Below are 25,336 nucleotides of genomic sequence, written 5' to 3'. Positions count from 1 at the left end.
CGTGGGCTGCCCCGGCCATTTTCGTCAGAAGTCCAGTTCCACGCGCATGCCGCCGGTGTGCAGCGCAAAGCTGCTGTCGGCGCTGACCGAAGCGGGAATGTCGCTATAGCGCAGATAGCCGTAGTTTAGGTTGAAGCGCAGATAGTTGATCGGCGTCCACACGATCGCCCCGATCAGGCCGTTTTGCACCCCGCCCTGAATGGGCCCGTCGTTCAGCGACAGATAGTCGTAGCGCAGGTTAAGCTGCACCGCGCCGATGCCGCCCGAACCGACCGGCGATCTGGGGTCGACCCCGCCCAATATCCCCTTGCCATAGGACCGGCTGTCGCCGTCGGTGAGGAAATAGCCGAACTCGGCATAGCCGCCGAAGAAGGTCGGGTCGGGCAGGCCGGGCCGCGACGCCGTCAGCCAGTGGCCTTCGCCCGCAAAATGCCAGGGGCCGCGCACCGCCGCCAGCTCAAGCCCGTAATGGGTTTCCTGCTGCACATCCATGGACGGCGTGGTCATCACCCGACTGTTGCTGAAGTGCAGATAGGGGCGCTGGCGATAGCGTGTGCCTGCGTCCGCCGTGCGGCCCAGATCGCGCCAGTGGCCTGACAGGCCCAGATGCAGCTGGGTCTTGCCGATCTTCGGGGCCAGGACGATGCGGCCGTCGACGCCGATGCTGTTGTTCTCGTCGCCGCCATTCACGCCATCAGAGCTGTTGGACAGGGCCGTGATGTCGTCGGAGAACAAGCCAAACTGCGCCAGCCAGGGCCCGCGCGCATATTGGGCGGAAACGCCCAGCCGTCGTTCGAAGTTGAAGGCGTCGGTAAAGGCCGCGCGTTCCATCGTCGACCCGGTGGTGTCGCCGATCAGTTCGTCGAGCGACTGGAACTGGTTATGGTTGCCGACCGTCAGCAGCCATCCGCCCTTTTCATAAGTGACGAAGGTGTCGACCAGATCGACGCTGTTGTCCGAAAGCTCCAGCTCCAGCTTGTAGCCGAACCCGGCGCCCAGCTTGCCTTCGCCGCCCAGCCGGATGCGGCGGGTCTCACTCCCGCTGCCAAAACCCTGGTCGGCGGAACCGGGCGGGGCGGAGACATAGCCCGCATCATATTGAATGCGTCCCTTCACCTTGAACAGCTTGTCGTCGGACTTGAACTGGGGCGACCCCTTCCAGCCGATGCTGGTGATCGTTCCCTTGGGCTTGGCGCCGCCGCTGGCCAGTTGCGCGGCGGCCGGAATCGTCGCGCCGCCCGCCGCGACCGGCGCCGCCTCGCGCGTCGCCAGCCTCTGTTCCAGCGCCTCCAGCCGGGCGGTCAGCGCGGCGACCTGATCGCGCAGCGCCTGCGCCTCTGCATCCGATATCGCCGCCATCGCCTGAACGGGCAGGCACAAGGCTGTTCCCGCCAGCAGCATGCTGCCCAATTGTCCGAATTTCCGCATTGCCATTCCCGCCTTCATATCGATCCTGTTCATCGCGGGCGGCAAATATTGCGGATATGTTTCCGTTTAGAGACATGAATATGCCATTTTTATGACATTGGTCGATTGACCCCTGTCGCGGTTGACCGGGGTAATGCGGCTGCCTATCTCCGCACGCACCAAGGAAAATCGAGAGACGCGCGCCGTGACCGCCCCGACAATCATCCTGGTGGAGGATGACCCGCCACTCAGAACGCTGACCGCCCGCGCCCTGCAGGAGCATGGCTATCAGGTGCGACCGGCGTCGTCCGGGCCTGAAATGTGGGTCGCGATGGATGCGGGGCCGGCTGACCTGATCGTTCTCGATATCATGCTGCCGGGCACCAACGGCATCGACCTGTGTCGTCAGGTGCGGCGCAAAAGCGACATCCCGATTATCTTCATCAGCGCGCGCGGCAGTGAACCCGACCGGATCGTCGGCCTTGAACTGGGGGCAGACGACTATCTGCCCAAACCTTTTGGCACGCGCGAACTCATCGCCCGCATTCGCGCCATCCTGCGCCGGTCCGGCATGGAGCGAGGGTCGGATGAGGTGCGCGAGAGCGAGGCGCGGTTCGATGGCTGGGTCGTCAATTTCCCGCGCCGCGAATTGCGCTCGCCCAGCGGCGCTGTCGTTGACCTGACCGGCGCGGAGTTCGACCTGCTCAGCAGTTTCATCAGCCATCCCCAGCGCGTCATCGCGCGTGAACGGCTGATCGAATTGTCGCGCACCCGCATGGGCGACAGTTCCGACCGCAGCATCGACGTGCTGGTCAGCCGCCTGCGCCGCAAATTGTCGACACAGGACAATATGGCCCCGATCACCACGGTGCGCGGCATCGGCTATATGTTCAACGCAGAGGTCAGCCGCGCTTGATGCGGCGGCGGGTCAGGGGCTCGCTGGGCCTTGTCGGCCACCTGTTCGGCATATTACTGCTGACGCTGCTGCTCGAATTCGCGGTCGGCACCCTCATTTATGAACGGGCGAGCCGTCTGTCCTTGCAGGAGGACGAAGCGAGGCGGTTGGCCGAGCATCTGGTCATCGCCCGCAAATTGCTGACCGAAGCGCCGGTGGCGCGGCGCCGGGCGCTGGCCGTTCAACTGACCACGGACCGTTATGATGTGCAATGGACGCCATTGCTGACGGCGCCGCCGCTCGCGCCGGAACTCAACCGGATGCGTAGCCAGATCCTGGCGTGGGAACCCTCGCTCGACCACAGCGACCTGCGTTTACGGCTGGCGTCGCCCGGCCGCGCATCGCATATCAGCGGCGGCTTGCAACTGTCGGACGGAAGCTGGCTCTATTTCGGGATGCATCTGGACCAGGCCCGGTGGGAGTTTACCATCGGGCGCATCGGGCTGGCGCTGATTCCGGTGCTGGCGCTGCTGTTTGCGGGCGGCCTGTTGATCCGGCGAACGCTGGCGCCGCTGCGCGACCTGACCCGCGCGACGCAGCAGGTGGGGATAAAGGATTGGGCGGACGTGGAGGAATCGGGCACCGCCGATGTCCGCCGCCTGATCCAGTCTTTCAACACCATGCAGGAACGTATCCATCGCCTGATCGAGGAACGCACCGAAACGCTGGCCCATGTCGGCCATGACCTGCGCACGCCTCTGTCACGCCTGCGCCTGCGGTTGGAGCAGATCGAGGACGGCGAAGCGCGCGAGGCGATGGGTGAGGACATCAGCGAGATGACGGCGATGATCGATTCGCTGCTCGCCTTTCTGGGTGGAGAGAAAGACCCGGAACCCATCATTCAGTCCGATCTTGCCGTCACCCTTGCGACCATTGTCGACGATTTTCAGGATCAGGGGCGGGACATTCTCTATGTCGGCCCGGATCATCTGGAAATGGGCCTGCGGCCGCTCAACCTGCGCCGGGCGATAGTCAATCTGGTTGAAAACGCGCTCCATTACGGGGATCGCGCCCGAGTGACGCTTGGTCGGGATGACCAATCCGTCATCATCGGCGTGGAGGATGACGGACCGGGCATCCCCGCTGAGCGGCTGATCGAAGTCCGCAAGCCCTTTGCCCGGCTCGATCAGGCGCGGCGGCGCAATACGCGCGGCCTCGGCCTGGGCTTGGCCATTGTCGACCGGGCGGTGGCGCTGGAAGGTGGCGAACTCACTCTCGCCAACCGGGCGGAAGGCGGCCTGCGCGCGGAAATCAGGTTGCCGCGCCCGGCGGCCTGATCTCTATTTCCCCGCGCAACTGTCGCCATCGCCGGCGATGATGTCGAGGCAACGACCGTCAATCTCTCCAGCCGGTAACGGCAGATGGATCAGCGCCGCAAGCGTCGGCATGATGTCGACCGTTTCGACGCCTAGCGGCTGTTCGAAAGGCCGCATCCCCTTGCGCCAGAAGAGGATCGGCACGCGACGGTCATAATCCCACGGGCTGCCATGGGTGGCGACATAGCCCTTCGTCGGATCGACAATCGGGGTGACGCGGGGCTTGAGCAGCAGCAGGATGTCGCCCGACCGCTGCGGATCGAAACTGGCGCGCGCTTCCTGCAACAGGCTCCAGCTTTCCGGCGCGCCGGTAGGGGCGGGGGTGGCGGCGATTTCCGCCTTGGTATAGGCGGCTTGCACCTGGGGGTGGCCGCGCAGGATTTTCAGCGTTTCCGCCTCCACCGCCGCGCGTTGCGGTGCAGTCAGGCCGATGTCGATATAAAGGTCGCCGGCCGGGCCGTCGCCCCAGATCAGCTTGCGCCCTGCAAGACCGGTCTTTGCGCCGACCGCCGCCGACAGCGCCTTGGGCGTCAGTGCTTCATCCACGCGGCTGGCCATCGGCATGGCGTTTTCCTGATGCCGCTCGGGCAAGTCATGGCCGCCATGATCGGCGGTCAGCACCACGGCATAGTCGATGCCGTCGGCGTCGAGCCGGTCGAAGAAGGCGCCCAGTTCGCGGTCCAGCCGGTCGATCTGGATGCAGCTTTCCGTCCCCTCGGTGCCGTAAGTGTGGCCGATATGGTCGGTCGCGGACAGGCCGATGGAGATGATGTCGGTCTGCGCCTGTTTGCCAAGGCTCATGCTTTCAATCGCGGCGGCGGCGAGCACCAGCGTCATCGCATCCTGCTCAGGCGAAGCGCGAAACGCCTTGAAATCCCCCGCCGCGCGGGCAAAACGACCGGTGCCCACCGTCTTGCCGTCGCCGATGTTCACGGCGAAATCCCTGGCGGCGCACTGGGGCGGCAGTTCGAAGCCGGGGTTGGGCGTAGCCAGCCTTTGGGTGAATGCGTCGTTGATCCGGGCGACCAGCGGCGGAATCGCGACGCCCTTGTAGCTGACAAAGCCCTGCGCCCCGCCGACCCACCAGACCTGATCGGCGGTCGGCCCGCCCATCATGATGGCGGCGCGATCCTTGCCCGCGACGGAAACGACGCGGGTGGCGGGGTTGGCGGCCTTCATCCGCCCGCCCAGCGTCGGGACTTTGAGGTGTGCCGGCGATGCGACATAATCGCCGCTGCTGCTGCCCGGCTGGGTTTCATCCTCGGCGCAATAGACCGCCTTGTCGTCGCGCCCGGCTTTCAGGTCGAACCAGGTGTTGGCGATGATGCCGGTGCGCGACGGGCGGCCGCCGGTCAGGATGGTGCTGTGGCCGGGGCAGGTTTCGGTCGCTGCGTGGCTTTGAAAGCCCTTGGGGAAAACCGCGCCTTGCTGCGCCAGCCGCTTGAGGCCGCCGGAATAATATTGCCGATATTCCGCGAACAGGTCGGCCGAAAACTGGTCGACCGCAATGGCGACGATCAGCTTCGGGGGCGTCGAGGCGGGCGCTGGCGTCTGGGCCAGCGCGGGCATGGCGCAGGCGGCGAGGAGCATGGCGGCGGTTTTGCGGAACATCGGGCGCAACATCCTGGGGGTGACCTTCTCTTGCCTTGACGAGCGACAGGGAGCGACCTAGCCCCCTTGCATCCACGCGACCAGAGGCCCGATGCGGATTTTTCATGTCCTTCTGATGACAATCGCAGCTTTGCTGGTTCCCTTCACCGCGCAGGCGCAGGGGGCGTTCGGCATGAGCGGCGGCGCGCCGCATATCGCCGCGCGTCTGACGGCCGAAAGCGCCGCGCCCGCGCCCGGCAAGACGACCAGCATCGCTTTTGCCATGGCGCCGGAGGCGGGCTGGCACGGCTATTGGGAAAATCCCGGCGACGCCGGGCTGGGCATGACCGTCAAATGGACCCTGCCGCCCGGCGTCGCGGTCGGCCCGCTGCGTTATCCGGTGCCCGAAACGCTGGTGATTTCGGGGCTGATGAACCATGTCTATGAAGGCCCCTATGCGGTGCTGGCGGACCTGAAGGTCGCGCCGGATGTGGCGGCGGGAACGCGCCTGCCGATCCGCGTGCGCGGCGACTGGCTGGCCTGCACCGACAAGGTGTGCGTGCCCGAAGGGGCGGACCTGTCCATCGACCTGATCGCTGGGGATGGCGTCGTGTCGGCGGCCGACCGGGCGATGTTCGACGGCTGGCGCACCCATCTGCCCCGGCCGCTGGGCAGTGAGGCAAGCTACGCCATCGCCGATGGCAAGCTGCGCGTGGCGATTCCTTTTCCGGCGGCGGCGCGGGCGGAGGAAGCGCACCTGTTCGCGCTGGCCGACGGATGGCTGCGCCACGCCGCCGAGCAGAAGGTGCGTCGCGAGGGCGACAGGCTGTTGATCGAGACGGACGCGGGCGAGGATTTTAAGGCCGGGCCGGTGCAGGCGGTGCTGCGCACGGGCGATCATGTCGGGTTCCTGCTGACGGCGCAGCCGGGTGCGGTGTCGGCTGGTCCGGGCGAGAGCGGGGGGCTGCCTGGCGCGGTGCTGCTGGCGCTGGGCGGTGCGATACTGGGTGGGCTGCTGCTCAATATCATGCCGTGCGTCTTTCCGATATTGGGGTTGAAGGCGCTTAAACTGGCGCGCGCGGGCGGTAATGAGGCCGTCGTGCGTCGCGAGGCCATCGCCTATTCCGCGGGTGTGGTCGCAACCTGCCTGCTGCTCGGCGCGGCGCTGCTGGGCCTGCGCGCTGCGGGAACCGCGGTCGGCTGGGCCTTCCAGCTACAAGATCCGCGCATCATCCTTGCGCTGTTGCTGCTGGTGACCGCCATCGCGCTCAATCTGGCAGGGCTGTTCGACCTGCGCGCCTTTGGCGGGGGCGAGGCGCTGGCGGGCAGGGGCGGCATGGCGGGCGCCTTCTGGACAGGCGCGCTGGTCGCCTTTGTCGCGACGCCCTGCACCGGGCCGTTCATGGGGGCGGCCATGGGCGCGGCGCTGGTGCTGCCGGTGGCGGCGGCGCTGGCGGTGTTCGCTGGGCTTGGGCTTGGGCTGGCGCTGCCCTTCCTGCTGCTCGCCTATGTCCCGGCGGTGCGGACCGGATTGCCCAAGCCGGGGCCGTGGATGGGCCGGCTTCAGAAAATTCTGTCCGTGCCGATGGTCCTCACCGCCATCGGTCTTGGCTGGCTGCTGGGGCAGCAACGAGGTCTCAACGGGTTGTTGATCGGCCTTGGCCTCGCGCTTGGCCTTGGCCTCTTGCTCTGGTGGCTAGGCCAGCGTCAGCGCCAGGGGCGGGGCGGCGGCTGGATCGTCGCGCCGGGCGCGCTGGCGCTGCTGGCGGCGGGCGTCGTCCTGCTGCCCGAGCGCGCGCCGCTGAGCGCCTCCCGCAGCGATGGCGCGGTCCCCTTCGACGAAGCGCGGCTGGCCAGCCTGCGTTCGGCGGGCAAGCCCGTTTTCCTCTATTTCACCGCCGACTGGTGCATCACCTGCAAGGCGAATGAAGCCGCCGCCATCGACCGGGCGGAAACGCGCGCTGCTTTCGAGAAGGGCGGGGTGACGGTCATGGTCGGCGACTGGACCAATGCCGACCCGACCATCGGCCGTTTCCTGGAGGCGCAGGGCCGGTCGGGCGTGCCACTCTATATTTATTACGCGCCGGGCAAGGATGCGCAGGTCCTGCCGCAACTGCTGACCCCGGCGACGCTGACGGAACTGGCGCGCTGATGGCGAAGATGCGCGCCGACCAGTTGCTGGTCGATCGGGGCCTTGCCGAAAGCCGCGCCCGCGCGCAGGCGCTGATCCTGGCCGGGCTTGTCTGGCTGGGCGACAGGAAGGTCGACAAGGCCGGGCAGCAGGTCGCGCCCGACGCGCCGCTGGAGGTGCGCGGGCGCGACCATCCCTGGGTGTCGCGCGGCGGCATCAAGCTGGCCCACGCCATCGACCATTTCGGCATCGACGTGACCGGCATGGTGGCGATGGACGTGGGCAGTTCCACCGGCGGCTTTACCGACGTGCTGCTGACCCATGGCGCGGCGCGCGTCTATGCGGTGGACAGCGGCACCAACCAGCTCGCCTGGAAATTGCGGTCCGACCCTCGCGTCATCGTCCATGAACAGACCAGCGCGCGAATATTGACGGCGGACCATATTCCCGAACCCGTCGACATCATCGTGTGCGACGCCAGCTTCATCGCGCTGGAAAAGGTGCTGGAACGCCCCTTCGCCTTCGCCCGGCCGGGCGCTCTGCTCGTCGCGCTCATCAAGCCGCAGTTCGAGGCGGGGCGCGAGGAAGTGGGCAAGGGTGGGGTGGTGCGCGATCCGGCGGTGCACCAAAGGGTATGCGCATCCGTCAGCCATTGGGTTGAAGCAGGCGGCTGGATGGTGCAGGGCATCGTTCCCAGCCCGATCACCGGTCCGCAGGGCAATGTCGAATTTCTCATCGCCGCGCGGCTTGGTGGAAATTGAGGCCCGGTTCGTCTGGCATCGTGACACTTACAATTTGCGACAAACAGTCAATTGCGTCGCCTCGAAAGGCTCGATAGCGCGTTCCCATGCGGTCCTCCTTCCTTGCATTGATGCTTGCCCTGACCCTTGCCGGATGTGGCAAGGGCGCGGACAAGAAGCCCCGTCCGACGCCGCTGGTCGAAACCGGCCCGGCCGCGATGGCGACCTTTGCCGACGCGGTCGATGCGGTCGGCACGGCGATGGCCAATGAACAGGCGGTGCTCTCGGCGCCGGTGACGGAGCGCATCACCGCCATCCATTTCGACGATGGCGGCTATGTGGCCAAGGGACAGGTCGTCGCCACGCTGGCTGCGGGCCAGGAAAATGCCGAACTCGCCGCCGCCGAGGCGCAGGCGCTTCAGGCGAAGCAGCAACTGGCCCGCATCCAGGCGCTCAAGGATCGCGGCTTTGCCACCAGCGCCAGTCTGGAGGCGCAGGTCGCCGCCGCCAACGCCGCCCGCGCCAGCGCCGCCCAGGCCCGCGCCTCCATAGGCGATCGCGTCGTTCGCGCGCCCTTTGCCGGCTGGGTCAGCCTGCGCACCATATCGCCCGGCGCGATCGTGACTGCGGGCACGGAGATCGCGACGGTCAGCGATATTTCGCGGATCAAGCTGGACTTCACCGTTCCCGAGACCCGGCTCTCGCTGATCGGCGAGGGATTGCCGATCAAGGCGATCAGTGCGGCCTGGCCAGACCGGCCCTTTACCGGGACAATCGCCACCATCGACCCGGTGATCGACCCCGCCACCCGCGCCGTGAGGGTGCGTGCCATCCTGCCCAACCCGGATCGCGCCATAAAGCCGGGCATGTTGATGACGGTCCGGATCGAGGCGCGCCAGCGCCAGTCGGTCGCCGTCCCGGAATTGGCGGTGGTCGGCGATGGCGAGGACCGCTTCGTCTACGTGGTTGAGGATCACAAGGCGAAGAAACTGCCAGTCAAGACCGGCGTCCGTCAGGATGGCGTGGTGGAAATTCTCTCTGGCCTGAAGGTTGGGCAGCCTGTCGTCGTCGAAGGCGTGGTGAAGCTGGCCGATGGCATGACCGTGCGCCTGCCCGGTGAAAAGCCCGCCGCGCCCGGCGGCGCCAAGGGCAAGTAGGGCAAGGGGCCGATGCAGCTTTCCGATCTTTCGGTCCGTCGCCCGGTTTTTGCCGCCGTTGTCGCAGTGCTGCTTTGCATCGCCGGCTTTGTCGGCTTTTTCAGCCTGTCCGTGCGCGAATATCCCGACACCGATCCGCCCGTGGTGTCGGTGCAGACCACCTATACCGGCGCGGCGGCGTCGGTGGTTGAAACCCGCATCACCCAGATTTTGGAGGACGCGATAGCGGGTGTGCAGGGCATACGCACCATCACCTCCAATTCGCAGGATGGACGGTCCGACATCAATATCGAGTTCGATCCATCGCGCGACATCGATTCCGCCGCCAACGACGTGCGCGATCGTGTGGGTTCGGCGGTGGAGGATCTTCCCGAAGAGGCGCTCGCGCCGGAGATCCGCAAGGTCGACGCCGATGCCCGTCCGATCCTGTTTCTGGCATTTTCCAGTCCGGGCTGGAGTTCGATTCAGATCAGCGACTATGTCGACCGCAATGTCGCCGACCGTTTTTCGGCGATTGACGGCGTGGCCCGCGTGTTCCTGGGCGGCGAAGCGCGGCCGGCGACCCGCGTCTGGCTGAACGCCGAACGGCTGGCGGCCTTTTCGCTGACCCCCGCCGATGTCGAGGCGGCGTTGCGCGCGCAAAATGTCGAATTGCCCGCAGGCCGCTTCGAATCAAAGGATCAGAACCAGACTTTGCGCGTGGAACGGCCGTTCGCCAACCCGGCCGATTTCAGCCAGCTCGTCGTCGGGCGCGGGGTCAACGGCTATCAGGTCAAGCTGGGCGACGTTGCCCGGATCGAGGAGGGACCGGAAAACCCCTATAACTCCTTCCGCTCCAATGGCGGCAACGCCATCGGCCTGGGCATTGTGCGCCAGTCCGGCGCGAACACGCTGGACGTCGCCAACAGGGCGAAGGCGCTGGTCGAGGAACTGCGCCCCAACCTGCCCGCGGGCATGAATATCGCAATCGGGTCCGACGAATCGCTGTTCATCAGCCGCGCCATCGACAATGTTTATGACACGCTGATCGAAGCGGCGATCCTGGTCATTCTGGTCATCTTCCTCTTCCTGGGGTCCGTGCGGGCGACTCTGGTTCCGGCGGTCACGGTGCCGATCTGCCTGCTCGCGACCTGCGCTGTGATGTGGCTGCTGGGGCTGTCGCTCAACCTGTTGACGCTGCTGGCGTTCGTTCTCGCCATCGGCCTGGTGGTCGACGACGCCATCGTGGTGCTCGAAAATGTCTATCATCGCGTCGAACAGGGCGAAGACCCGCTGGTCGCAGCCTTTCTGGGCACCCGTCAGGTCGGGTTCGCGATCATTTCGACGACGCTGGTCGTGTGCGCCGTGTTTGTGCCGGTCATGTTCCTGGCGGGGCAGACGGGGTTGCTGTTCCGCGAATTGGCCATTGCGATGATCGCCGCCATCGCCTTTTCGGGCTTTGTGTCGCTCAGCCTAGCGCCGATGCTCTGCTCCAAGCTGCTGAAGCATTCGGAGCGCGGACGGCTGGCTGCCTGGGTCGACGCCCGTTTCCAGAAGATCGAAACCGGCTATGGCAGGCTGCTCGACCGGATGTTGCGGCGGCCGCTGGTCCCGATCATCGGTGTGCTTGTCTTTCTGGGCGCCGCCGGTGGATTGTTCATGGTCATCCCCAATGAACTGGCCCCGGCCGAGGACACCGGCGTTGTCGACGGCCAGGTCAGCGCGCCGGAAGGCGCGGGCTATGACAAGATGATGGCCTATATGGCTAAGATCGAGAGCGATTTGCGCCCCTTGCGGGACAATGGCACCCTGCAAAATCTGGTGGTGCGCACACCGGCAGGCTTCGGCGCCAGCGACGATTTCAACAGCGGCAACATCATAGCGTTCCTGCGGCCATGGGAAGACCGCACCATCACCACGGCGGAGGTCGCGGCGACGATCAACCGGGTGATCGCCGATCAGGCCGGGGTGCGCGGCAATGCGTCGCCGCGTTCTGGGCTGAGCCGTGGCCGCGGCTTGCCGGTCAACCTCGTCATCGCGGGGGCGACCTATGAAGGACTGTCCGCCGCGCGGGATCGCATCATGGCCGCCGCCGCCGCCAATCCCGGCCTCATCAACCTGGACAGCGATTACAAGGAAACCAAGCCGCAGATGCGGGTCGAGGTGAATCAGCAGCGCGCCGGCGACCTGGGCATTTCGGTCAACGCCGTCAGCCAGGCGTTGCAGACTTTGCTCGGTTCGCGTCGCGTGACCACCTATGTCGACCGGGGCGAGGAATATCGGGTTCTGGTGCAGGCGGGGGCGGAGGACCGCCGTGTGCTGGCCGATCTGGAGCGCATACAGGTGCGCACCGCCGCGGGTGTTACCGTGCCGCTTTCCGCTGTTGTCACCGTGCGCGAGGTCGCCGGGCCGCGCCAGCTTAACCGCTATAACAAATTGCGCGCGATCACGCTGACGGCGGCGCTGGCGCCGGGCTATTCGCTGGGCGAAGCATTGAACTTCCTGGAAACGCAGGCGCGCGAGTCGCCCGAAGTGCTGGCCATCGGCTATCGCGGCGAAAGCCAGTCGTTGCGTGAGACCGGCGGGTCGATCTGGATCGTTTTCGCCCTGACCATCATCATCGTCTATCTGCTGCTGGCCGCGCAGTTCGAAAGCTTCATCCACCCCGGCGTCATCATTGTCACGGTGCCGCTGGCGGTCGCGGGCGGCGTGATCGGTCTGGCTGTCAGCGCGGGTTCGGTCAACCTCTACAGCCAGATCGGCATCGTCATGCTGGTCGGTCTGGCGGCGAAGAACGGCATCCTGATCGTCGAATTCGCCAACCAGTTGCGCGACGAAGGGCTGGAACTGGGCGCTGCGATACGTCAGGCGGCGACGCGGCGTCTGCGGCCCATCCTGATGACGTCCATCGCCACGGTCATTGGGGCAGCGCCGCTTATCATCCGTGGCGGGGCGGGCGCGGCCGCGCGACAGAGCATAGGCGTCGTCATTGTGTCGGGCGTGTCCTTCGCCACGCTCATCACGCTGTTCCTTATCCCCATCATCTATTCACGGGTTGCAGGACGGACGCTTTCCCCGCAAACCGTGGGCCGACGTCTGGATTCGGCCTTGCAGGAAAGCCCGGACGCCGCAGAGTGAGACCGGACAGGAGCTTGCGCAGTCGATGAATGAAATCGCGTCCAAAGGGCAGTTGCGCCTTGCATTCCTCCGCTGGGCGCTGGTTACCGTTCCGGCCACGCTGTTCCTGGGTTTCCTGTCGGCCAGCTTTTCCAACAGCGGCTATGAAAATCGCTGGTTCGCTGCGCTGGACAAGCCATCCTTCATGCCGCCGGGCTGGGCCTTTGGCGCTGCATGGACAGTGCTGTACGTGTTGATGGCGATTGCGCTCGCCATCGTCATCCATGCGCGCGGCGCGCGGTTGCGAGGGCTGGGCATATTGTTCTTTCTAGTCCAGCTCGCGGTCAACCTGCTGTGGTCGCCGCTGTTTTTCCGCGCGCATCAGGTGGAAGCCGCCCTTTACCTGCTGCTCGCCCTGCTTGCGCTGGTGATCGTCACCACCCTGATTTTCTGGCGGATTCGCGCGGTGGCCGGCATGTTGATGCTGCCTTATATCGGCTGGCTGCTGTTCGCCGGGCTGCTCAATTATGAAGTCGGGCGTCTCAATCCCGGGGCGCAAACCCTTGTTGCACCCGCGCTGCGCACCCAGATATAGGGAAGCCATCGCCGATCCCCGGCGTTCCCGCAGGAAAGACTGACCGCCATGCAGAGTGAAAACCGCTTTTTCGACGATCTCGCCAAGCTGGTGAACGGCGCGGCGGGGACTGTTGCCGGGATGACGCGCGAATTTGAATCCAATGCGCGGGAAAAGGCCCGGGAATGGGTCGGCGGCATGGATTTCGTTAGCCGTGAGGAATTTGACGCGGTGAAGGCCATGGCCGCCGCCGCGCGCGAAGAGGTGGAATTGCTCAAGGCGCGGCTGGATGCGCTGGAGGGCGCTGGTGAGCCGGTGGTGACCAAGTCGGTGCGCGGCGGCAAGGCGGCGAAGGACGCCGCCGCCGAATAAAGTCGTCCGACCGGGTTTCTCCCGGCACGGCTGTCCTTTCGGGTGGAGCGGTGCTAAAGGCTCGGCGCAATGAAAGGCCGACCGGGAACAGATGATAGATCGCGACGAATTTGAGCATGGCGGGCAGGAAGCCGCCCCCATCGACATGCTGGCCGCCTATTTCGACGCGCATGGCTGGACCTATGAGCATGTGGGCGAGGACGAAATCGTCGGCCAGAGCCAGGGCAGCTGGGCGCAGTATGAATTGCGCGCCATCTGGCGCGACGAGGATCAGGTGCTGCAACTGCTGGCCCTGCCCGACATTCGCGTGTCTGACGAGCAACGCCCGGCGATCCATGAAACGCTGGCGCTGATCAACGAGCAACTCTGGCTCGGCCATTTCGAGCTTTGGTCGTCGAGCGGGATCGTGCTGTTCCGCCATGGCGCGCTGTTGGGCCAGGGGGGTACGCTGACCCTCGATCAGGCGCAGATATTGGTGGAAGCCGCCATCGACGAGTGCGAGCGTTTCTATCCCGTGTTCCAGTTCGTCCTGTGGGGCGGCAAGACCCCGTCCGAGGCGATCGCCGCCAGCCTGATCGAAACGCGCGGCGAAGCCTGATCCGATGACGCAGACGGTGACCGCGTGGCCTGAACGGCTGTTGATGGTGGGATGCGGCAATATGGCGGGCCAGATGCTCGCGCGCTGGCTGGCCTGCGGGCTGCCGCCGGAAAATGTGACGGTGGTTCGGCCAAGCGGTCGGGCGGTCGCGCCGGGCGTCACGGTGCTGGCCGACATGCCGGCCGCGCTGACGCACGGCGCGACCATCTTGCTGGGGATGAAGCCCTATCAACTGGGCGATGTCGCCCCCCGCCTTGCGCCCTTGTGCGATGCCGACACGCGCATCCTGTCGATATTGGCGGGGACGCCGCTGGCCGCGTTGCGCGCGCAATTTCCACAGGTCGATGCGGTGATTGAAGCCATGCCCAACCTGCCGGTCGGCATTGGCGAAGGCGTTGTCGGCCTATACACCGACGGTCGGACAGAGGCTACCGCGCGCGCCGCTGCGGAGGCTTTGATGGCCCCGCTTGGCCTTGCCGAATGGATCGCCGACGAAAGCCTGTTCAACGCGCTGACCGCGCTGTCGGGTTGTGGCCCGGCCTTCCTGTTCCGGTTTATCGACACGCTGGCGCGCGCAGGCGAGGCGCTGGGCCTGCCGGTTGATCAGGCGGCGCGCATGGCGATTGCGACCGTGCGCGGCGCCGCCAGCATGGCCGCGCGGTCCGGCGACAGCCCGGCCCGACTGGCCGATCAGGTCGCCAGTCCGGGCGGCATGACGCGTGAGGGATTGAACGTCATGGATGCCGACGACCGCATGGCGCGGTTGATGGCAGATACGCTGCGCGCCGCGCGCGACCGTGGCGATGCCATGGCGCGCGGCGGCTGAACGCGGCTTATTCCTTGTCGGGCTTCTTTAAGTCCTCGCCAGCATTTTCAAGCGCGCCGCCGACATTCTCACGCGCATCGTTGGCCGCCCGGTCGGCGGCGGCGCCCATGCGGGCCGTGCCGTTTTCGATCGCCTGACCGGCATCGTCGAGGCCGTTGTCGATGGCGGCCCCGGCGTTGTCCATATGATTTTCGAAATCCTGGCCAATATTGTCCGCACTGTTGGCGAGGCTGTTTTCGGTCTTTTCCGAGCAGGCCGGCAGGGCCACGATCATCAGGGCGACGGGCAGGGCGGTCCAGATCTTGCGCATTGTGCATCCTTTTGGTTGTTGCGGCACTGGACCCATAAGCGCAGCAGAAGCGATATGGTTGCGAGGGGGGATGCGATTATCCGCTGTGCAGGCCAAAGACCATCGACCGATCCTCTTCGGGGATCAGCCCTTCCAGCACGCGCCAGAAGCCGGTGACGGAACCCTGGCCGGCCTGGGCATAAGCGGTGGCCATTTTTTCGCGCAAGGCCCGGAACAGGTCGTTTTCCAGCGCCTTGCCCGCCGCCGTCAAGCGCAGCAATTTCTGGCGGCGATCGCTCGGTCCCGGGCGGGTTTCGACAAAGTCGCGCTCTGCAAGATCGCTCAGCACCCGGCCGAGCGATTGTTTGGTAATGCCCAGCAGGCGCAGCAACATGCCCACGCTCAGGTCAGGCTGGCGCGAAATGAAATAGAGCGCGCGATGGTGCGCGCGGCCAAGGCCCCGCGCCTCCAGCTCCTCGTCGATAGCGCGCAGCAGCGCGCCATGGCCGAAATAGAGCATCTCTATCCCGCGGCGAACCTCGTCCTCGCGCAGGAACAGGGGCGAGGCGGAGGCGACATGGGGCTGGGCGCTGGCGCCATGCTGGGACGATGCGGTCATATGATTCGAACGGCCGGTTATTGCTGTGAAACGGGGCGGCCACCATGCCGCCGCACGCGAGCAAACGCCATAGGCAGGACAGGGCTTCCCTTTCCCGCGCCAGCCGCTATATGCGCCTATCGCCCGATCGCTTCGGGCCTGCTGGGGCGTCGCCAAGCGGTAAGGCAGCGGCTTTTGATGCCGCCATGCGCAGGTTCGAATCCTGCCGCCCCAGCCAGCACAACCCGCGGTTGAAATTCATCTCTCAGGTTATGATGGAGAGGTTTCACTCCGGCCATTACAACCCGCGAGGCGGTGAAGCCCGGCTGCCCTTTGTGGCCTGCGGGGTTTGAAGGCGGCGCTTAGCGAGGGCGACCTGCCCGCCATCCGATCCGGCCCCTCCAAAAAAAGCGCAGTCCCTGTCTGCGCGGGTTCAAGATCCCTGCTCCAGCGCATATTGGACGGTCAAGTTGACCGACGACGCAACCTGACCCGGTTCTACCGGCGTCGGCGCGGCGGCGGCTTCGGCTTTGAAGCGGGCGGTCATCATCGGCATGGGGGGCATGCCACCGCTGTTGCTTTCGCTGATCGAGACCAGCCGTGCGCTTTTATAGCCGGCCGCCTGCGCATAGAAATCGGCCTGCGCCCTGGCGCTCTTCAACGCCGCGCCACGCGCCTGCTGCAGCATCGGGGCGGTATCGCTGATCGAGAAACTGGGGCCGCTCACATTGGTGGCGCCCGCCTCCACCAGCGTGTCGAGCAGGACGCCGACCTTCCTGATGTCGCGCACGATGATGCTGATCTGGTTGGAGGCTTCATAGCCGATGAAGCGCGGCCCGGCGGGTTGGCCGGGGCGGTCGGAATAATCATATTGGGCGGACAGGTTGATGCCGCTGGTCTGAATATCCTTTTTCGCGATGCCCGCCTTGGCCAGCGTGGCGATCAGCGCGTCCATCTTGGCCGCATTGTCGCGCATCGCCTCTGTCGCGGTGGGCGCGCGGGTCTGGACCCCGGTGCCCACGGTCGCCATGTCGGGCGCGGCCTCCACGCTTTCGGTGACGTTCAGCGTCAAGACCGGCGCGGTTTCGGCGATGGTGACGCTGGTCTGCGCGGCAGCCAAGGTCGGCAGGGCGGCAGCGGCGAGCGCCATCAGGGGCAGGGCGGATTTCATGTCTTGTCTTTCTCCTTGAGCGGATGAACGGCTTTTGGAACGGTTGCGATGAACGGACGGTGACGGACGTTGAAAGCCGTCAGACAGATTGCGGTTCCGTGGGCCGGCAAAATGCTCTAGCAGCCCGGCCATGGCGGCTCCCATTCTCTCTTTCGAAAAACTTGGCCTGTCGCAGGGCACTCACTGGCTGTTTCGCGACATCGACATTCATGTCGGCGAACGCGACCGGCTGGCGCTGATCGGGCGCAATGGCGCGGGCAAGACGACGCTGCTGAAGCTGATCGGCGGGCAGATCGAGCCGGATGAGGGCGTGCGGTCGGTGCGGCCGGGCGCGCGCGTCGTGACGCTGGAGCAGGACCCGGACGTCAGCGCCTTCAAGACGCTGCACGATTTTGCTCTGGCCGGACAGTTCGCGCCGCCCGCGCATGAGGTGGAGGCGATCGCCAGCCAGTTGGGCATCGACCTGTCGCGCGAAGCGGCGACGGCGAGCGGGGGCGAGCGCCGCCGCGCCGCCATCGCCCGCGCGCTGGCGAGCGAGCCGGACCTGCTGCTGCTGGACGAGCCGACCAACCATCTGGACATCGCCGCCATCGACTGGCTGGAAAACTGGCTGGCGCGCTATACTGGCGCGTTCATCGTCATCAGCCACGACCGCGCCTTCCTGACGCGGCTGACCCGCCAGACATTGTGGCTGGACCGGGGGCGGATGCGCCGCAACGAAATCGGCTTTGGCGGGTTCGAGGAATGGATGGAGGCCGTCTATGCCGAGGAGGCGCGGGCGGCGGACAAGCTGGACGCGAAACTGAAGATCGAGGCCCATTGGCTGGAGCGCGGCGTCACCGCCCGGCGCAAGCGCAACCAGGGGCGGCTGGCGAAACTGTGGGAAATGCGGGCCGCGCGCGCGGCGATGCAGGGGCCGCAGGGCACCGCCAGACTCGCGGTGGCGAGCGACGACAGCAAGACGAAGAGCGTCATCAAGGCCGAGCATGTCACCAAGCAATTTGGCGACCGCACGGTCATCCGCGACTTTTCGCTGCGGGTGCAGCGCGGCGACCGCATCGGCATCGTCGGCGGCAATGGCGCGGGCAAGACCACGCTGCTGAAGCTGCTGACCGGCGAGATGGCGCCCGATAGCGGATCGGTGAGCCAAGCGAAAACGCTCGACATGATCTTCATCGACCAGCAGCGCAGCCTGATGCAGGGGGACAAGAGCGTGCGCGAGGTGCTCGCCGAAGGGGGCGACTGGATCGACGTGCGCGGCGTGCGCAAGCATGTCCATGGCTACCTCAAGGACTTTCTGTTCGATCCCTCGCTGGCCGAGGCGAAGGTCGGCACATTGTCGGGCGGGGAGCGATCGCGGCTGCTGTTCGCGCGGGAATTTGCGCGCGAATCCAACCTGCTGGTGCTGGACGAGCCGACCAACGACCTTGACCTCGAAACGCTCGACCTGTTGCAGGAAGTGATTTCCGATTATGACGGCACGGTGCTGATCGTGAGCCATGACCGCGATTTCCTCGACCGGACGGTGACGGTGACTTTGGGGCTGGACGGGTCGGGCCAGGTCGATGTGATCGTCGGCGGCTATGCCGATTGGATCGCCAAGCGCGACCCGCGCAAGGCGCCCAAGGTCGAGAAGAAGGCCCCCGCCGCGCCGCCGCCGCCCAGACCGGTATCCGCCAAGCTCAGTTACAAGGACCAGCGCGACCTCGACTTGCTGCCAGGGCGGATCGAGGAACTGGAGGCGGCCATTGCGCGGGATGAGGAGGCCCTGTCCGATCCCAATCTCTACAGCGGCAATCCCCAGAAATTCGCGGCGCTGACCAAGGCGATAGAGGTGGCCCGCGCGGAAAAGGACGCGGCCGAGGAACGCTGGCTGGAACTGGCGGAGAAGGCCGAAGGGCTGGGCTAAAATTCCGGTCGGCGTTTGGCGCGGAAGGCGCTGACCCCCTCAGCGAAATCGGGGAGAGTGAAGGCGTCGCGGAACAGCGCGAGAGTCGCCTCGTCATCGTCGGCCTGACCATTCAGGATGCGGGTGATGATCGCCTTGGCGCTGCGCACGCTATGTTGCGCGTTGCCCGCGATGGTGGTGGCCATGGCGAGCGCTGCGGCCAGCGGATCGGGCGCGACCTGATCGATCAGGCCCATCGCCAGCGCCTCGTCCGCCGGGAACAGCGTGCCGGTCATCAGCACGCGCTTTGCCTGACCCGGCCCGACCAGATCGACCAGCAATTTCGTGTCGAACAGCGAATAGACGATGCCCAGTTTAGCGGGCGTGATGCCCAGCCGGGCGGCGGGCGCGGCGACGCGGATGTCGCAAGCCATGGCGAGGCCGCAGCCGCCGCCCACGCAATCGCCTTCGATGGCGGCGATCACCGGCTTTGGCGCATGGGCGAGCGCATATTGGCTGGCGCGGATCGCCGCCTGATTGGCGATGCGCCAGTCAGGATCGCCGCTGTGCGCCGCAAATTCGCCAATGTCCGCGCCCGCGCAGAACAGGCCGGGCGTGGCGGAGGCGAGGATGAGGACGCGCACGGCATCATCGGCCATCACCTGTTCGACGAGCATTGGCAGCGCCCCCCACATCGACTGGTTCATGGCGTTGCGCTTGTCCGCCCGGTCGATCAGCAGCCGGGCGACCGCGCCCTCCCGCTCCAGCCGCAGCGTCATGCGGGCCAGCGTTCCAGCAGGGGCAAAAGCTCGTCGAAATGGTCTATCACCGCGTCCGCCTCCAGATTTTCGACCGGGCCGTCGAGAAAGCCGAAGCTGACCGCGATATTGGCGATGCCGGCGTTGCGCGCGCCTGCGATATCGTTGATCGTGTCGCCCAGAAAGACCGTGCGACCGCCGCCCGCCCGTTCGATCATGGCGTGGATGGGGGCGGGGTCGGGCTTTGTCACGCCGACCGTGTCGCCGCCGATGATGCTGGCGAAGCGGTCGGACAGGCCGATCTGATGCATCAGCGGCACGGCGAAGCGTTCCGCCTTGTTGGTGCAGATGGCGAGCCGCACGCCCGCGTCCGCCAACTGGTCCAGGGCGGCGATCAGGCCGGGATAGGGTAATGAGTGGATGGCGAGGTTCTGCTGATAATAGTCCAGCAGGATCGGCAGCGTTTGGCCCAGCAGGGCGTCGTCGCAGCCGCCAGAAGCGGTGAGCGCCCTCTCCAGCATCACTCGCGCGCCTTTGCCCACAAAGGGGCGGATGGCGTCGACGGGGAAGTGCGGGCGGTCGATCGTGGCGATGGCGTAATTGACCGCGGCCGCGAGATCGCCGCTGGTGTCGAGCAGGGTGCCGTCGAGGTCGAAGCCAACAATATCGAAAGGAATGTGCGCCATGGCCGGTTCCATGCCGCCGGGGCGGTGGCAAAGGCAAGCCAAACATGCCAGAGAGCCAACAGATTTTGAGCACTCCCATTCCGGCCCGAACAGACAAAGGATATGCGCCCGTGACCACTCGCCCGCTCGCCGTCATCATCCTGGCCGCAGGACAGGGCACGCGGATGAAGTCGGCCCGGCACAAGGTGCTGCACCCCGTCGCCGGGCGGCCGATGCTGTTGCACCTGCTGGCGAGCGTCGCCGAGCTGGCGCCGCAGCGGCAGGTGGTGGTGGTCGGCGCGGGCCGCGACCAAGTGGAGACCGCCGTTGCGGGCATGGATGTCGCCATCGCGGTGCAGGACCGGCAACTGGGCACCGGCCATGCCGTGGCGCAGGCGCATGATGCGCTGGCGGGCTTTGCGGGCGATGTGCTGATCCTCTATGGCGACGTGCCGCTGGTGCGGGCGGCAACCATGCGGGCGATGCTGGACCGGCTGAGCCGGGGCGACGAGCCGCGCGCCGTGGTGCTGGGCTTTCGGCCCGACGATGCCGCCGCTTATGGCCGGATCATCGCCGACGGGCAGGGCGTGATCGGCAAGATGGTCGAATATAAGGACGCGAGCGAGACCGAGCGCGCGGTGACCCTGTGCAACAGCGGGTTGATGGCGGTGCGATCCACCGACCTGTTCGTGCTGCTCGACCGGATCGGCAACGACAATGCGGCCGGGGAATATTATCTGCCCGACATCGTCATGCTGCCCGGCGCGCCGAGCGCGGTGATCGAGGCGGAGGCATGGGAAGTGGCGGGCGTCAACAGCCGCGCCGAGCTGGCGGGGGTGGAGGCCATGTGGCAGGCGCGCCGCCGGGCCGAGGCGATGCGCGATGGCGTGACTCTGATCGCGCCCGACACCGTCCACTTCTGTCACGACACGGTGCTGGGCCGCGATGTGGTGGTGGAGCCCAATGTCGTGTTCGGCCCCGGCGTCAGCGTGGCGGACAATGTCGTCATCCACGCCTTTTCCCATCTGGAGGGGGCGAGCGTGGCGAGCGGGGCGGAAATCGGCCCCTATGCCCGGCTACGCCCCGGCGCGGTCATCGGCCCGAAGGCGAAGGTCGGCAATTTTGTGGAGGTGAAGAAGGCGCAGTTGGGTGAGGGGGCGAAGGCCAACCACCTGTCCTATATCGGCGATGCGGTCGTCGGGGCGGGGGCCAATATCGGCGCGGGGACCATCACCTGCAACTATGACGGCTTCCTGAAATATCAGACGCAGATCGGCGAGGGGGCGTTCATCGGCTCCAACAGCGCGCTGGTCGCCCCGGTCAGCATCGGCGCGGGCGCGATCGTCGGCGCGGGCAGCGTGGTGACGCGCGATGTGGAGGCGGACGCGCTGTGCCTTGTCCGGCCCGAACAGCGCGGCCTGTCGGGCTGGGCCAAGCGGTTCCGCGAGAAAATGAAGGCGCGCAAGGCCAGCAAGGGCTGAGAGTCCTGTTTGGAAAATGCGCGGAAGAGCGCATTTTCGATGCGGCACCGGCCCACACCCCCACCCGGCCGCCCATCAGGATACCATGTCTGGGCGGTCGGGTGGGGGTGTGGCCCTGTGCGGATGCGCCAAAGGCGCATATCCCAACAAACTCTGAAAGCCCCCTGTCGCGCGCGCCGCATTAATGGCATGGCCATTTCTGCGTCCCATAAGGGCGTGAACTTCCATCTGACGGGGCTTGTCCTGCATGTGCGGTATCATCGGAATTGTCGGCAAGGATGACGTGGCGGAACGGCTGGTCGATGGCCTGAAGCGTCTGGAATATCGCGGTTACGACAGCGCGGGCGTCGCCGCCGTGCATCAGGGCGCGATCGAGCGCCGCCGGGCCGAGGGCAAGCTCGCCAATCTGGTCGAGGTGCTGCGCGACAGCCCGCTGCCCGGCGCCACCGGCATCGCCCACACGCGCTGGGCCACCCATGGCGCGCCGACCACCAGCAACGCCCATCCCCATGCGACCGGCGAAGTGGCGCTGGTCCACAATGGCATTATCGAGAATTTCAAGCCGCTGCGCGAGGAGTTGATCGCGCGCGGGCGCACATTCGACAGCCAGACCGATACCGAAGTCGTCGCCCATCTGGTCAGCGAACTGGTGGAGCAGGGCGCGTCCCCGCGCGACGCGGTGCGGCAGGTGCTGCCGCGCCTGCACGGGGCCTTCGCGCTCGCCATATTGTTCCGCCAGCATCCCGACATGCTGATCGGCGCGCGGCTCGGCTCGCCGCTGGTCGTGGGCTATGGCGATGGCGAGACGTTTCTGGGGTCCGACGCGCTGGCGCTCGCCCCGCTGACGCAGCGCATCGCCTATCTGGAGGAGGGCGACTGGGTCGTCATCACCCATGACGGCGCTGAGATTTTCGACAAGGACAACATGCCGGTAGAGCGCCCGGTGACGATCAGCGGCGTTTCGGGCGCGATGATCGACAAGGGCAATCACCGTCATTTCATGCAGAAGGAAATTTACGAGCAGCCGGTGGTCGTCGCCCAGACGCTGCGTTCCTATCTGCGCCGGATGGAAAATCAGGTCGCCATGCCCGACATGGATTTCGACCTCAGCGCCGTCAACCGCATCACCATCGTCGCCTGCGGCACCAGCTATTATGCCGGGCTGGTGGCGAAATACTGGTTCGAGAAATTCGCGCGCGTGCCCGTCGACATCGATGTGGCGAGCGAGTTTCGTTATCGCGATCCGGTGCTGGAACCGGGCGGCCTCGCCCTGTTCATCAGCCAGTCGGGCGAGACGGCCGATACGCTGGCCGCGCTGCGCCACGCGAGGGCGGCGGGACAGATCATCGCCGTGGTGGTGAATGTGCCGACCAGCAGCATGGCGCGCGAGGCGGACCTGTTGCTGCCCACCCATGCAGGCCCGGAAATCGGCGTCGCGTCGACCAAGGCGTTCACCTGTCAGCTCGCCGTGCTGGCCGCGCTGGCCGCCAATCTGGCGCGGGCCAAGGGGCGGTTGACGGCGGAGGAGGAGTCCGAAATCGTCTGGCACCTGTCCGAAGCGCCCGCCGCGATGAACGAGGCGCTGAGCCATGATGGCGAGATCGAGGCGATGGCCCACCTGATCGCGCCGGCGCGCGACGTGCTGTATCTGGGCCGGGGGCCGGATTATCCGATGGCGCTGGAAGGGGCGCTGAAGCTCAAGGAAATCAGCTACATCCATGCCGAAGGCTATGCCGCGGGCGAGATGAAGCATGGCCCCATCGCGCTGATCGACGACAATGTGCCGGTGATCGTGATTGCGCCGTCCGGCCCGCTGTTCGACAAGACCGTCAGCAATATGCAGGAAGTGCAGGCGCGCGGCGGCAAGGTGGTGCTGATTTCCGATGACGAGGGGATTGCGCTGGCCGGGGAAGGCTGCATGGCGACCATCGAGATGCCCGAGGTCCACCCCCTGATCGCGCCGCTCGTCTATGCGGTGCCGGTGCAGTTGCTGGCCTATCATGTCGCGGTGGCCAAGGGCACGGACGTGGACCAGCCGAGGAACCTGGCGAAGAGCGTGACGGTGGAGTGAGGGGCGACGGGAGTGTCGGTTACAGCAATTACGCCCTGTCACCGCAATCCGATTGCCCCGCTGGGTCACATGACAAGGCAAACCGGGGGTGACGAGGCGAGGGGGCGAGCCATGCGGTTTGACTGAAATATTTCGTGTATTTAGTAAACTGGCACCGTAATCCGGCACCGTAATCCTTGTCGCGACCAAGTCGGTGAAGTATTCTGGCGACGATCTCTGGAACAGCATCATAACCTCGTCACAGAAGTCGAGGGCAGCGGTAGACGCCAAGTTTGGCTTCGTGGGGAATAGATGATGGCGATCAATCTGAATTATCCAAAAACGTCTGAAATAAAAAAGCCGAACGGTATTTTCATCGTCTTTAATGATTATGAGAAAGACGATGATTTTCAAGATTTTATCAATTTCGTAGTGTCAAAATTAGACGTGGATTCCCCTGAATCAGTTCAATTTCCTTACTCACAGGCTGCTGTGATCGACCTTCCGGGAGGTGAGATTACAGCTATGTTTCACGACGACACGGGATGCTGTGTTCGCGTCGCACCCGACGAACAGGCGCTGGCCGATCTCGTCGTGCGCGCCTGCTATGGTGAGCCCAGCGGTTAAGACTTTGCCGCAGAGAGTGGCGTCTGGAAACTCAACCCCTTCCAGCGCGGCCAGCAGATCGAACAGAGGCTCGGGCATAATCTGCCCGGCAATTTCCCCGTGATCGATCGATTCGAAAATGGGCTGGCGACCAGCATCAAAAGCATCGATCTTGATGCCGCGACATACCAAAGCGGGTCCACGCTGACGCGAACTCTCAATGGCTATGTGGACAAGGTCGCTGGCTTCCAGGGAAGGACTTGGGCTGGTGTTCGTATTCGCGGGCAAGACATAACGGGGCGCGCGCTCGATCTTGCGATCCCCCATAGCGGATCGGCGGCGCAGCAGGCTATCATCAGTCAGACGGTGAAGTATGGAGCCTCGCGCGGCGTCACCGTGAATGTCATACCCTTCCCATAATGAGGCGAGCCTGACCAATGAAAGCTGCGACGATCTACGAGCGTAAGGGCAAGCTGTACGTGCACAGCTCGTCAAAAACGACCGCTGGAGTCTGGGTAATTAATCCCCCGGTTCTGGCGGTCGAAAAGGAAGACAAGGGCGAAGTTGGTCGCGCGGTTAGGGAATGTCTGGCAGCGTCACGCGAGGGCGTTCCACACCCGAGGTCGTTCACCAATCTGTTCGATCCGGTGCTTGATCTTGCGGGTGTCAAATCGTTCGGCACGTTCGTGAACTCGGCCAAATGCGTAGAGGTCGAGACGACCGATGATGCGGCCGTGACGCTGATCCCGACGCGAAATGAGGGTGTCGATGACGGGTTCGCTCCGCTGCCCAACAAGATGGAAGCCGCCCTTGGCTCTGATGAGGCTTTGGGCTCTGCGGCGGTTGCGGCGCTTGCGATGGCAGAGTGATGGAGCGCGGATTTTGCGGACGAGGAAGGGAAAAGGTGAAAAGCAAGATAAAAGCAGTGGCTCCTACCCACTGCTAAGTTGTTGTCTGGAATTACGAGGAATTACGGTGATGGTGTGGACGGCGCTCTGTTGAGGGTTTGATTCGGATTGGCCCGATCCTCCACGGTGTGATTGTCACGATCCACCAAGGGAGCACCAT

The 25,336-nt window shown here is 65.4% G+C and carries 23 protein-coding genes and 1 tRNA gene; 17 read left to right on the top strand and 7 right to left on the bottom strand.

Annotated elements, in window-relative coordinates:
* Positions 1–24: 24 nt before the first annotated feature.
* On the bottom strand, positions 25–1,428 hold the full coding sequence (locus GGR44_RS07135) for an OprO/OprP family phosphate-selective porin (protein WP_246344364.1): 1,404 nt from the start codon (positions 1,426–1,428) through the stop codon (positions 25–27).
* A 184-nt stretch (positions 1,429–1,612) separates the two neighbouring features.
* Between GGR44_RS07135 and GGR44_RS07130 the strand changes: the two genes are divergently transcribed.
* The gene (locus GGR44_RS07130) at positions 1,613–2,323 is read left to right on the top strand and encodes a response regulator (RefSeq protein WP_183954906.1); all 711 of its coding nucleotides are present in this window, start codon (positions 1,613–1,615) and stop codon (positions 2,321–2,323) included.
* On the top strand, positions 2,323–3,639 hold the full coding sequence (locus GGR44_RS07125; protein ID WP_183954905.1) for an ATP-binding protein: 1,317 nt from the start codon (positions 2,323–2,325) through the stop codon (positions 3,637–3,639). The genes GGR44_RS07130 and GGR44_RS07125 overlap by 1 nt, the downstream gene beginning before the upstream one ends.
* Positions 3,640–3,642: 3 nt before the next feature.
* On the opposite strand, the gene GGR44_RS07120 is transcribed toward GGR44_RS07125, so the two are convergent.
* Positions 3,643–5,289 carry an alkaline phosphatase family protein gene (locus GGR44_RS07120; protein ID WP_183954904.1) on the bottom strand — a complete coding sequence of 549 codons (1,647 nt, stop codon included), beginning with the start codon at positions 5,287–5,289 and terminating at the stop codon, positions 3,643–3,645.
* Between the two features lie 91 nt (positions 5,290–5,380).
* On the opposite strand from GGR44_RS07120, the gene GGR44_RS07115 reads away from it, so the two are divergent.
* The 8 genes from GGR44_RS07115 (at position 5,381) to GGR44_RS07080 (ending at position 14,762) form a co-directional block, all read left to right on the top strand.
* The gene (locus GGR44_RS07115; protein ID WP_183954903.1) at positions 5,381–7,420 is read left to right on the top strand and encodes a protein-disulfide reductase DsbD family protein; all 2,040 of its coding nucleotides are present in this window, start codon (positions 5,381–5,383) and stop codon (positions 7,418–7,420) included.
* On the top strand, positions 7,420–8,160 hold the full coding sequence (locus GGR44_RS07110; protein ID WP_183954902.1) for a TlyA family RNA methyltransferase: 741 nt from the start codon (positions 7,420–7,422) through the stop codon (positions 8,158–8,160). Before GGR44_RS07115 ends, GGR44_RS07110 begins: the two co-directional genes overlap by 1 nt.
* A gap of 86 nt (positions 8,161–8,246) precedes the next feature.
* A complete protein-coding gene (locus GGR44_RS07105; protein WP_183954901.1) occupies positions 8,247–9,296 on the top strand; it encodes an efflux RND transporter periplasmic adaptor subunit in 1,050 nt (349 codons plus the stop codon).
* A gap of 12 nt (positions 9,297–9,308) precedes the next feature.
* Positions 9,309–12,413, top strand: a complete 3,105-nt coding sequence (locus GGR44_RS07100; protein WP_183954900.1) for an efflux RND transporter permease subunit — start codon at positions 9,309–9,311, stop codon at positions 12,411–12,413.
* A gap of 25 nt (positions 12,414–12,438) precedes the next feature.
* Complete coding sequence (locus GGR44_RS07095) at positions 12,439–12,987, top strand: TspO/MBR family protein (protein ID WP_183954899.1); 549 nt, start codon at positions 12,439–12,441, stop codon at positions 12,985–12,987.
* Between the two features lie 48 nt (positions 12,988–13,035).
* Positions 13,036–13,338, top strand: a complete 303-nt coding sequence (locus tag GGR44_RS07090) for an accessory factor UbiK family protein (protein WP_183954898.1) — start codon at positions 13,036–13,038, stop codon at positions 13,336–13,338.
* 91 nt (positions 13,339–13,429) lie between these two features.
* Positions 13,430–13,936 (top strand): type III secretion system chaperone family protein, encoded by a 507-nt coding sequence (locus tag GGR44_RS07085; RefSeq protein WP_183954897.1) that lies wholly within the window; start codon positions 13,430–13,432, stop codon positions 13,934–13,936.
* A 4-nt stretch (positions 13,937–13,940) separates the two neighbouring features.
* Complete coding sequence (locus GGR44_RS07080) at positions 13,941–14,762, top strand: pyrroline-5-carboxylate reductase family protein (RefSeq protein ID WP_183954896.1); 822 nt, start codon at positions 13,941–13,943, stop codon at positions 14,760–14,762.
* A 7-nt stretch (positions 14,763–14,769) separates the two neighbouring features.
* Here the strand turns inward: GGR44_RS07080 and GGR44_RS07075 are convergent, their stop codons facing one another.
* Complete coding sequence (locus GGR44_RS07075; protein ID WP_183954895.1) at positions 14,770–15,072, bottom strand: hypothetical protein; 303 nt, start codon at positions 15,070–15,072, stop codon at positions 14,770–14,772.
* Positions 15,073–15,148: 76 nt separating this feature from the next.
* Positions 15,149–15,670: a MarR family winged helix-turn-helix transcriptional regulator gene (locus tag GGR44_RS07070; RefSeq protein WP_183954894.1), complete on the bottom strand. Its 522-nt coding sequence runs from the start codon at positions 15,668–15,670 to the stop codon at positions 15,149–15,151.
* 142 nt (positions 15,671–15,812) lie between these two features.
* Between GGR44_RS07070 and GGR44_RS07065 the strand changes: the two genes are divergently transcribed.
* A tRNA-Gln gene (locus tag GGR44_RS07065) sits at positions 15,813–15,887 on the top strand.
* A gap of 195 nt (positions 15,888–16,082) precedes the next feature.
* On the opposite strand, the gene GGR44_RS07060 is transcribed toward GGR44_RS07065, so the two are convergent.
* Positions 16,083–16,820, bottom strand: coding sequence for an SIMPL domain-containing protein (locus tag GGR44_RS07060; protein WP_183954893.1), 738 nt, complete (start codon positions 16,818–16,820; stop codon positions 16,083–16,085).
* Positions 16,821–16,950: 130 nt separating this feature from the next.
* On the opposite strand from GGR44_RS07060, the gene GGR44_RS07055 reads away from it, so the two are divergent.
* Complete coding sequence (locus tag GGR44_RS07055) at positions 16,951–18,729, top strand: ABC-F family ATP-binding cassette domain-containing protein (RefSeq protein ID WP_183954892.1); 1,779 nt, start codon at positions 16,951–16,953, stop codon at positions 18,727–18,729.
* Here the strand turns inward: GGR44_RS07055 and GGR44_RS07050 are convergent.
* Entirely contained in the window at positions 18,726–19,487 is a 762-nt protein-coding gene (locus GGR44_RS07050; RefSeq protein ID WP_183954891.1) for an enoyl-CoA hydratase/isomerase family protein, read from the bottom strand. The two genes, GGR44_RS07055 and GGR44_RS07050, sit on opposite strands and share 4 nt — an antisense overlap.
* Complete coding sequence (locus tag GGR44_RS07045; protein ID WP_183954890.1) at positions 19,484–20,152, bottom strand: HAD family hydrolase; 669 nt, start codon at positions 20,150–20,152, stop codon at positions 19,484–19,486. Before GGR44_RS07045 ends, GGR44_RS07050 begins: the two co-directional genes overlap by 4 nt.
* Positions 20,153–20,316: 164 nt before the next feature.
* Between GGR44_RS07045 and glmU the strand changes: the two genes are divergently transcribed.
* The 5 genes from glmU to GGR44_RS07020 all read left to right on the top strand — a co-directional run bounded on the left by glmU (position 20,317) and on the right by GGR44_RS07020 (position 25,137).
* Positions 20,317–21,612: a bifunctional UDP-N-acetylglucosamine diphosphorylase/glucosamine-1-phosphate N-acetyltransferase GlmU gene (gene glmU / locus GGR44_RS07040; protein WP_246344441.1), complete on the top strand. Its 1,296-nt coding sequence runs from the start codon at positions 20,317–20,319 to the stop codon at positions 21,610–21,612.
* 247 nt (positions 21,613–21,859) lie between these two features.
* A complete protein-coding gene (gene glmS, locus GGR44_RS07035) occupies positions 21,860–23,683 on the top strand; it encodes a glutamine--fructose-6-phosphate transaminase (isomerizing) (protein WP_183954888.1) in 1,824 nt (607 codons plus the stop codon).
* A gap of 291 nt (positions 23,684–23,974) precedes the next feature.
* Positions 23,975–24,289: a hypothetical protein gene (locus GGR44_RS07030; protein ID WP_183954887.1), complete on the top strand. Its 315-nt coding sequence runs from the start codon at positions 23,975–23,977 to the stop codon at positions 24,287–24,289.
* 57 nt (positions 24,290–24,346) lie between these two features.
* Complete coding sequence (locus GGR44_RS07025; RefSeq protein ID WP_343052317.1) at positions 24,347–24,688, top strand: endonuclease toxin domain-containing protein; 342 nt, start codon at positions 24,347–24,349, stop codon at positions 24,686–24,688.
* A 17-nt stretch (positions 24,689–24,705) separates the two neighbouring features.
* Positions 24,706–25,137: a hypothetical protein gene (locus GGR44_RS07020; RefSeq protein WP_183954885.1), complete on the top strand. Its 432-nt coding sequence runs from the start codon at positions 24,706–24,708 to the stop codon at positions 25,135–25,137.
* The last annotated feature ends 199 nt before the right edge of the window (positions 25,138–25,336 follow it).

Origin of the sequence: Sphingobium fontiphilum, assembly GCF_014196635.1 — a bacterium.
GTDB lineage: Bacteria > Pseudomonadota > Alphaproteobacteria > Sphingomonadales > Sphingomonadaceae > Sphingobium > Sphingobium fontiphilum.
This window is presented reverse-complemented; position numbering and strand designations above follow the sequence as displayed.

Excerpts from the sequence above, each read along its gene's own strand:
- GGR44_RS07135 (WP_246344364.1), bottom strand. The coding sequence starts at position 1,428 with ATGCGGAAATTCGGACAATTGGGCAGCATGCTGCTGGCGGGAACAGCC.
- GGR44_RS07080 (WP_183954896.1), top strand. The coding sequence starts at position 13,941 with ATGACGCAGACGGTGACCGCGTGGCCTGAACGGCTGTTGATGGTGGGA.
- GGR44_RS07120 (WP_183954904.1), bottom strand. The coding sequence starts at position 5,289 with ATGTTCCGCAAAACCGCCGCCATGCTCCTCGCCGCCTGCGCCATGCCC.
- glmS (WP_183954888.1), top strand. The coding sequence starts at position 21,860 with ATGTGCGGTATCATCGGAATTGTCGGCAAGGATGACGTGGCGGAACGG.
- glmU (WP_246344441.1), top strand. The coding sequence starts at position 20,317 with ATGAAGTCGGCCCGGCACAAGGTGCTGCACCCCGTCGCCGGGCGGCCG.
- GGR44_RS07030 (WP_183954887.1), top strand. The coding sequence starts at position 23,975 with ATGATGGCGATCAATCTGAATTATCCAAAAACGTCTGAAATAAAAAAG.
- GGR44_RS07055 (WP_183954892.1), top strand. The coding sequence starts at position 16,951 with ATGGCGGCTCCCATTCTCTCTTTCGAAAAACTTGGCCTGTCGCAGGGC.
- GGR44_RS07125 (WP_183954905.1), top strand. The coding sequence starts at position 2,323 with ATGCGGCGGCGGGTCAGGGGCTCGCTGGGCCTTGTCGGCCACCTGTTC.
- GGR44_RS07070 (WP_183954894.1), bottom strand. The coding sequence starts at position 15,670 with ATGACCGCATCGTCCCAGCATGGCGCCAGCGCCCAGCCCCATGTCGCC.
- GGR44_RS07110 (WP_183954902.1), top strand. The coding sequence starts at position 7,420 with ATGGCGAAGATGCGCGCCGACCAGTTGCTGGTCGATCGGGGCCTTGCC.
- GGR44_RS07060 (WP_183954893.1), bottom strand. The coding sequence starts at position 16,820 with ATGAAATCCGCCCTGCCCCTGATGGCGCTCGCCGCTGCCGCCCTGCCG.
- GGR44_RS07075 (WP_183954895.1), bottom strand. The coding sequence starts at position 15,072 with ATGCGCAAGATCTGGACCGCCCTGCCCGTCGCCCTGATGATCGTGGCC.
- GGR44_RS07085 (WP_183954897.1), top strand. The coding sequence starts at position 13,430 with ATGATAGATCGCGACGAATTTGAGCATGGCGGGCAGGAAGCCGCCCCC.
- GGR44_RS07095 (WP_183954899.1), top strand. The coding sequence starts at position 12,439 with ATGAATGAAATCGCGTCCAAAGGGCAGTTGCGCCTTGCATTCCTCCGC.
- GGR44_RS07050 (WP_183954891.1), bottom strand. The coding sequence starts at position 19,487 with ATGACGCTGCGGCTGGAGCGGGAGGGCGCGGTCGCCCGGCTGCTGATC.
- GGR44_RS07100 (WP_183954900.1), top strand. The coding sequence starts at position 9,309 with ATGCAGCTTTCCGATCTTTCGGTCCGTCGCCCGGTTTTTGCCGCCGTT.
- GGR44_RS07105 (WP_183954901.1), top strand. The coding sequence starts at position 8,247 with ATGCGGTCCTCCTTCCTTGCATTGATGCTTGCCCTGACCCTTGCCGGA.
- GGR44_RS07090 (WP_183954898.1), top strand. The coding sequence starts at position 13,036 with ATGCAGAGTGAAAACCGCTTTTTCGACGATCTCGCCAAGCTGGTGAAC.
- GGR44_RS07045 (WP_183954890.1), bottom strand. The coding sequence starts at position 20,152 with ATGGCGCACATTCCTTTCGATATTGTTGGCTTCGACCTCGACGGCACC.
- GGR44_RS07115 (WP_183954903.1), top strand. The coding sequence starts at position 5,381 with ATGCGGATTTTTCATGTCCTTCTGATGACAATCGCAGCTTTGCTGGTT.
- GGR44_RS07020 (WP_183954885.1), top strand. The coding sequence starts at position 24,706 with ATGAAAGCTGCGACGATCTACGAGCGTAAGGGCAAGCTGTACGTGCAC.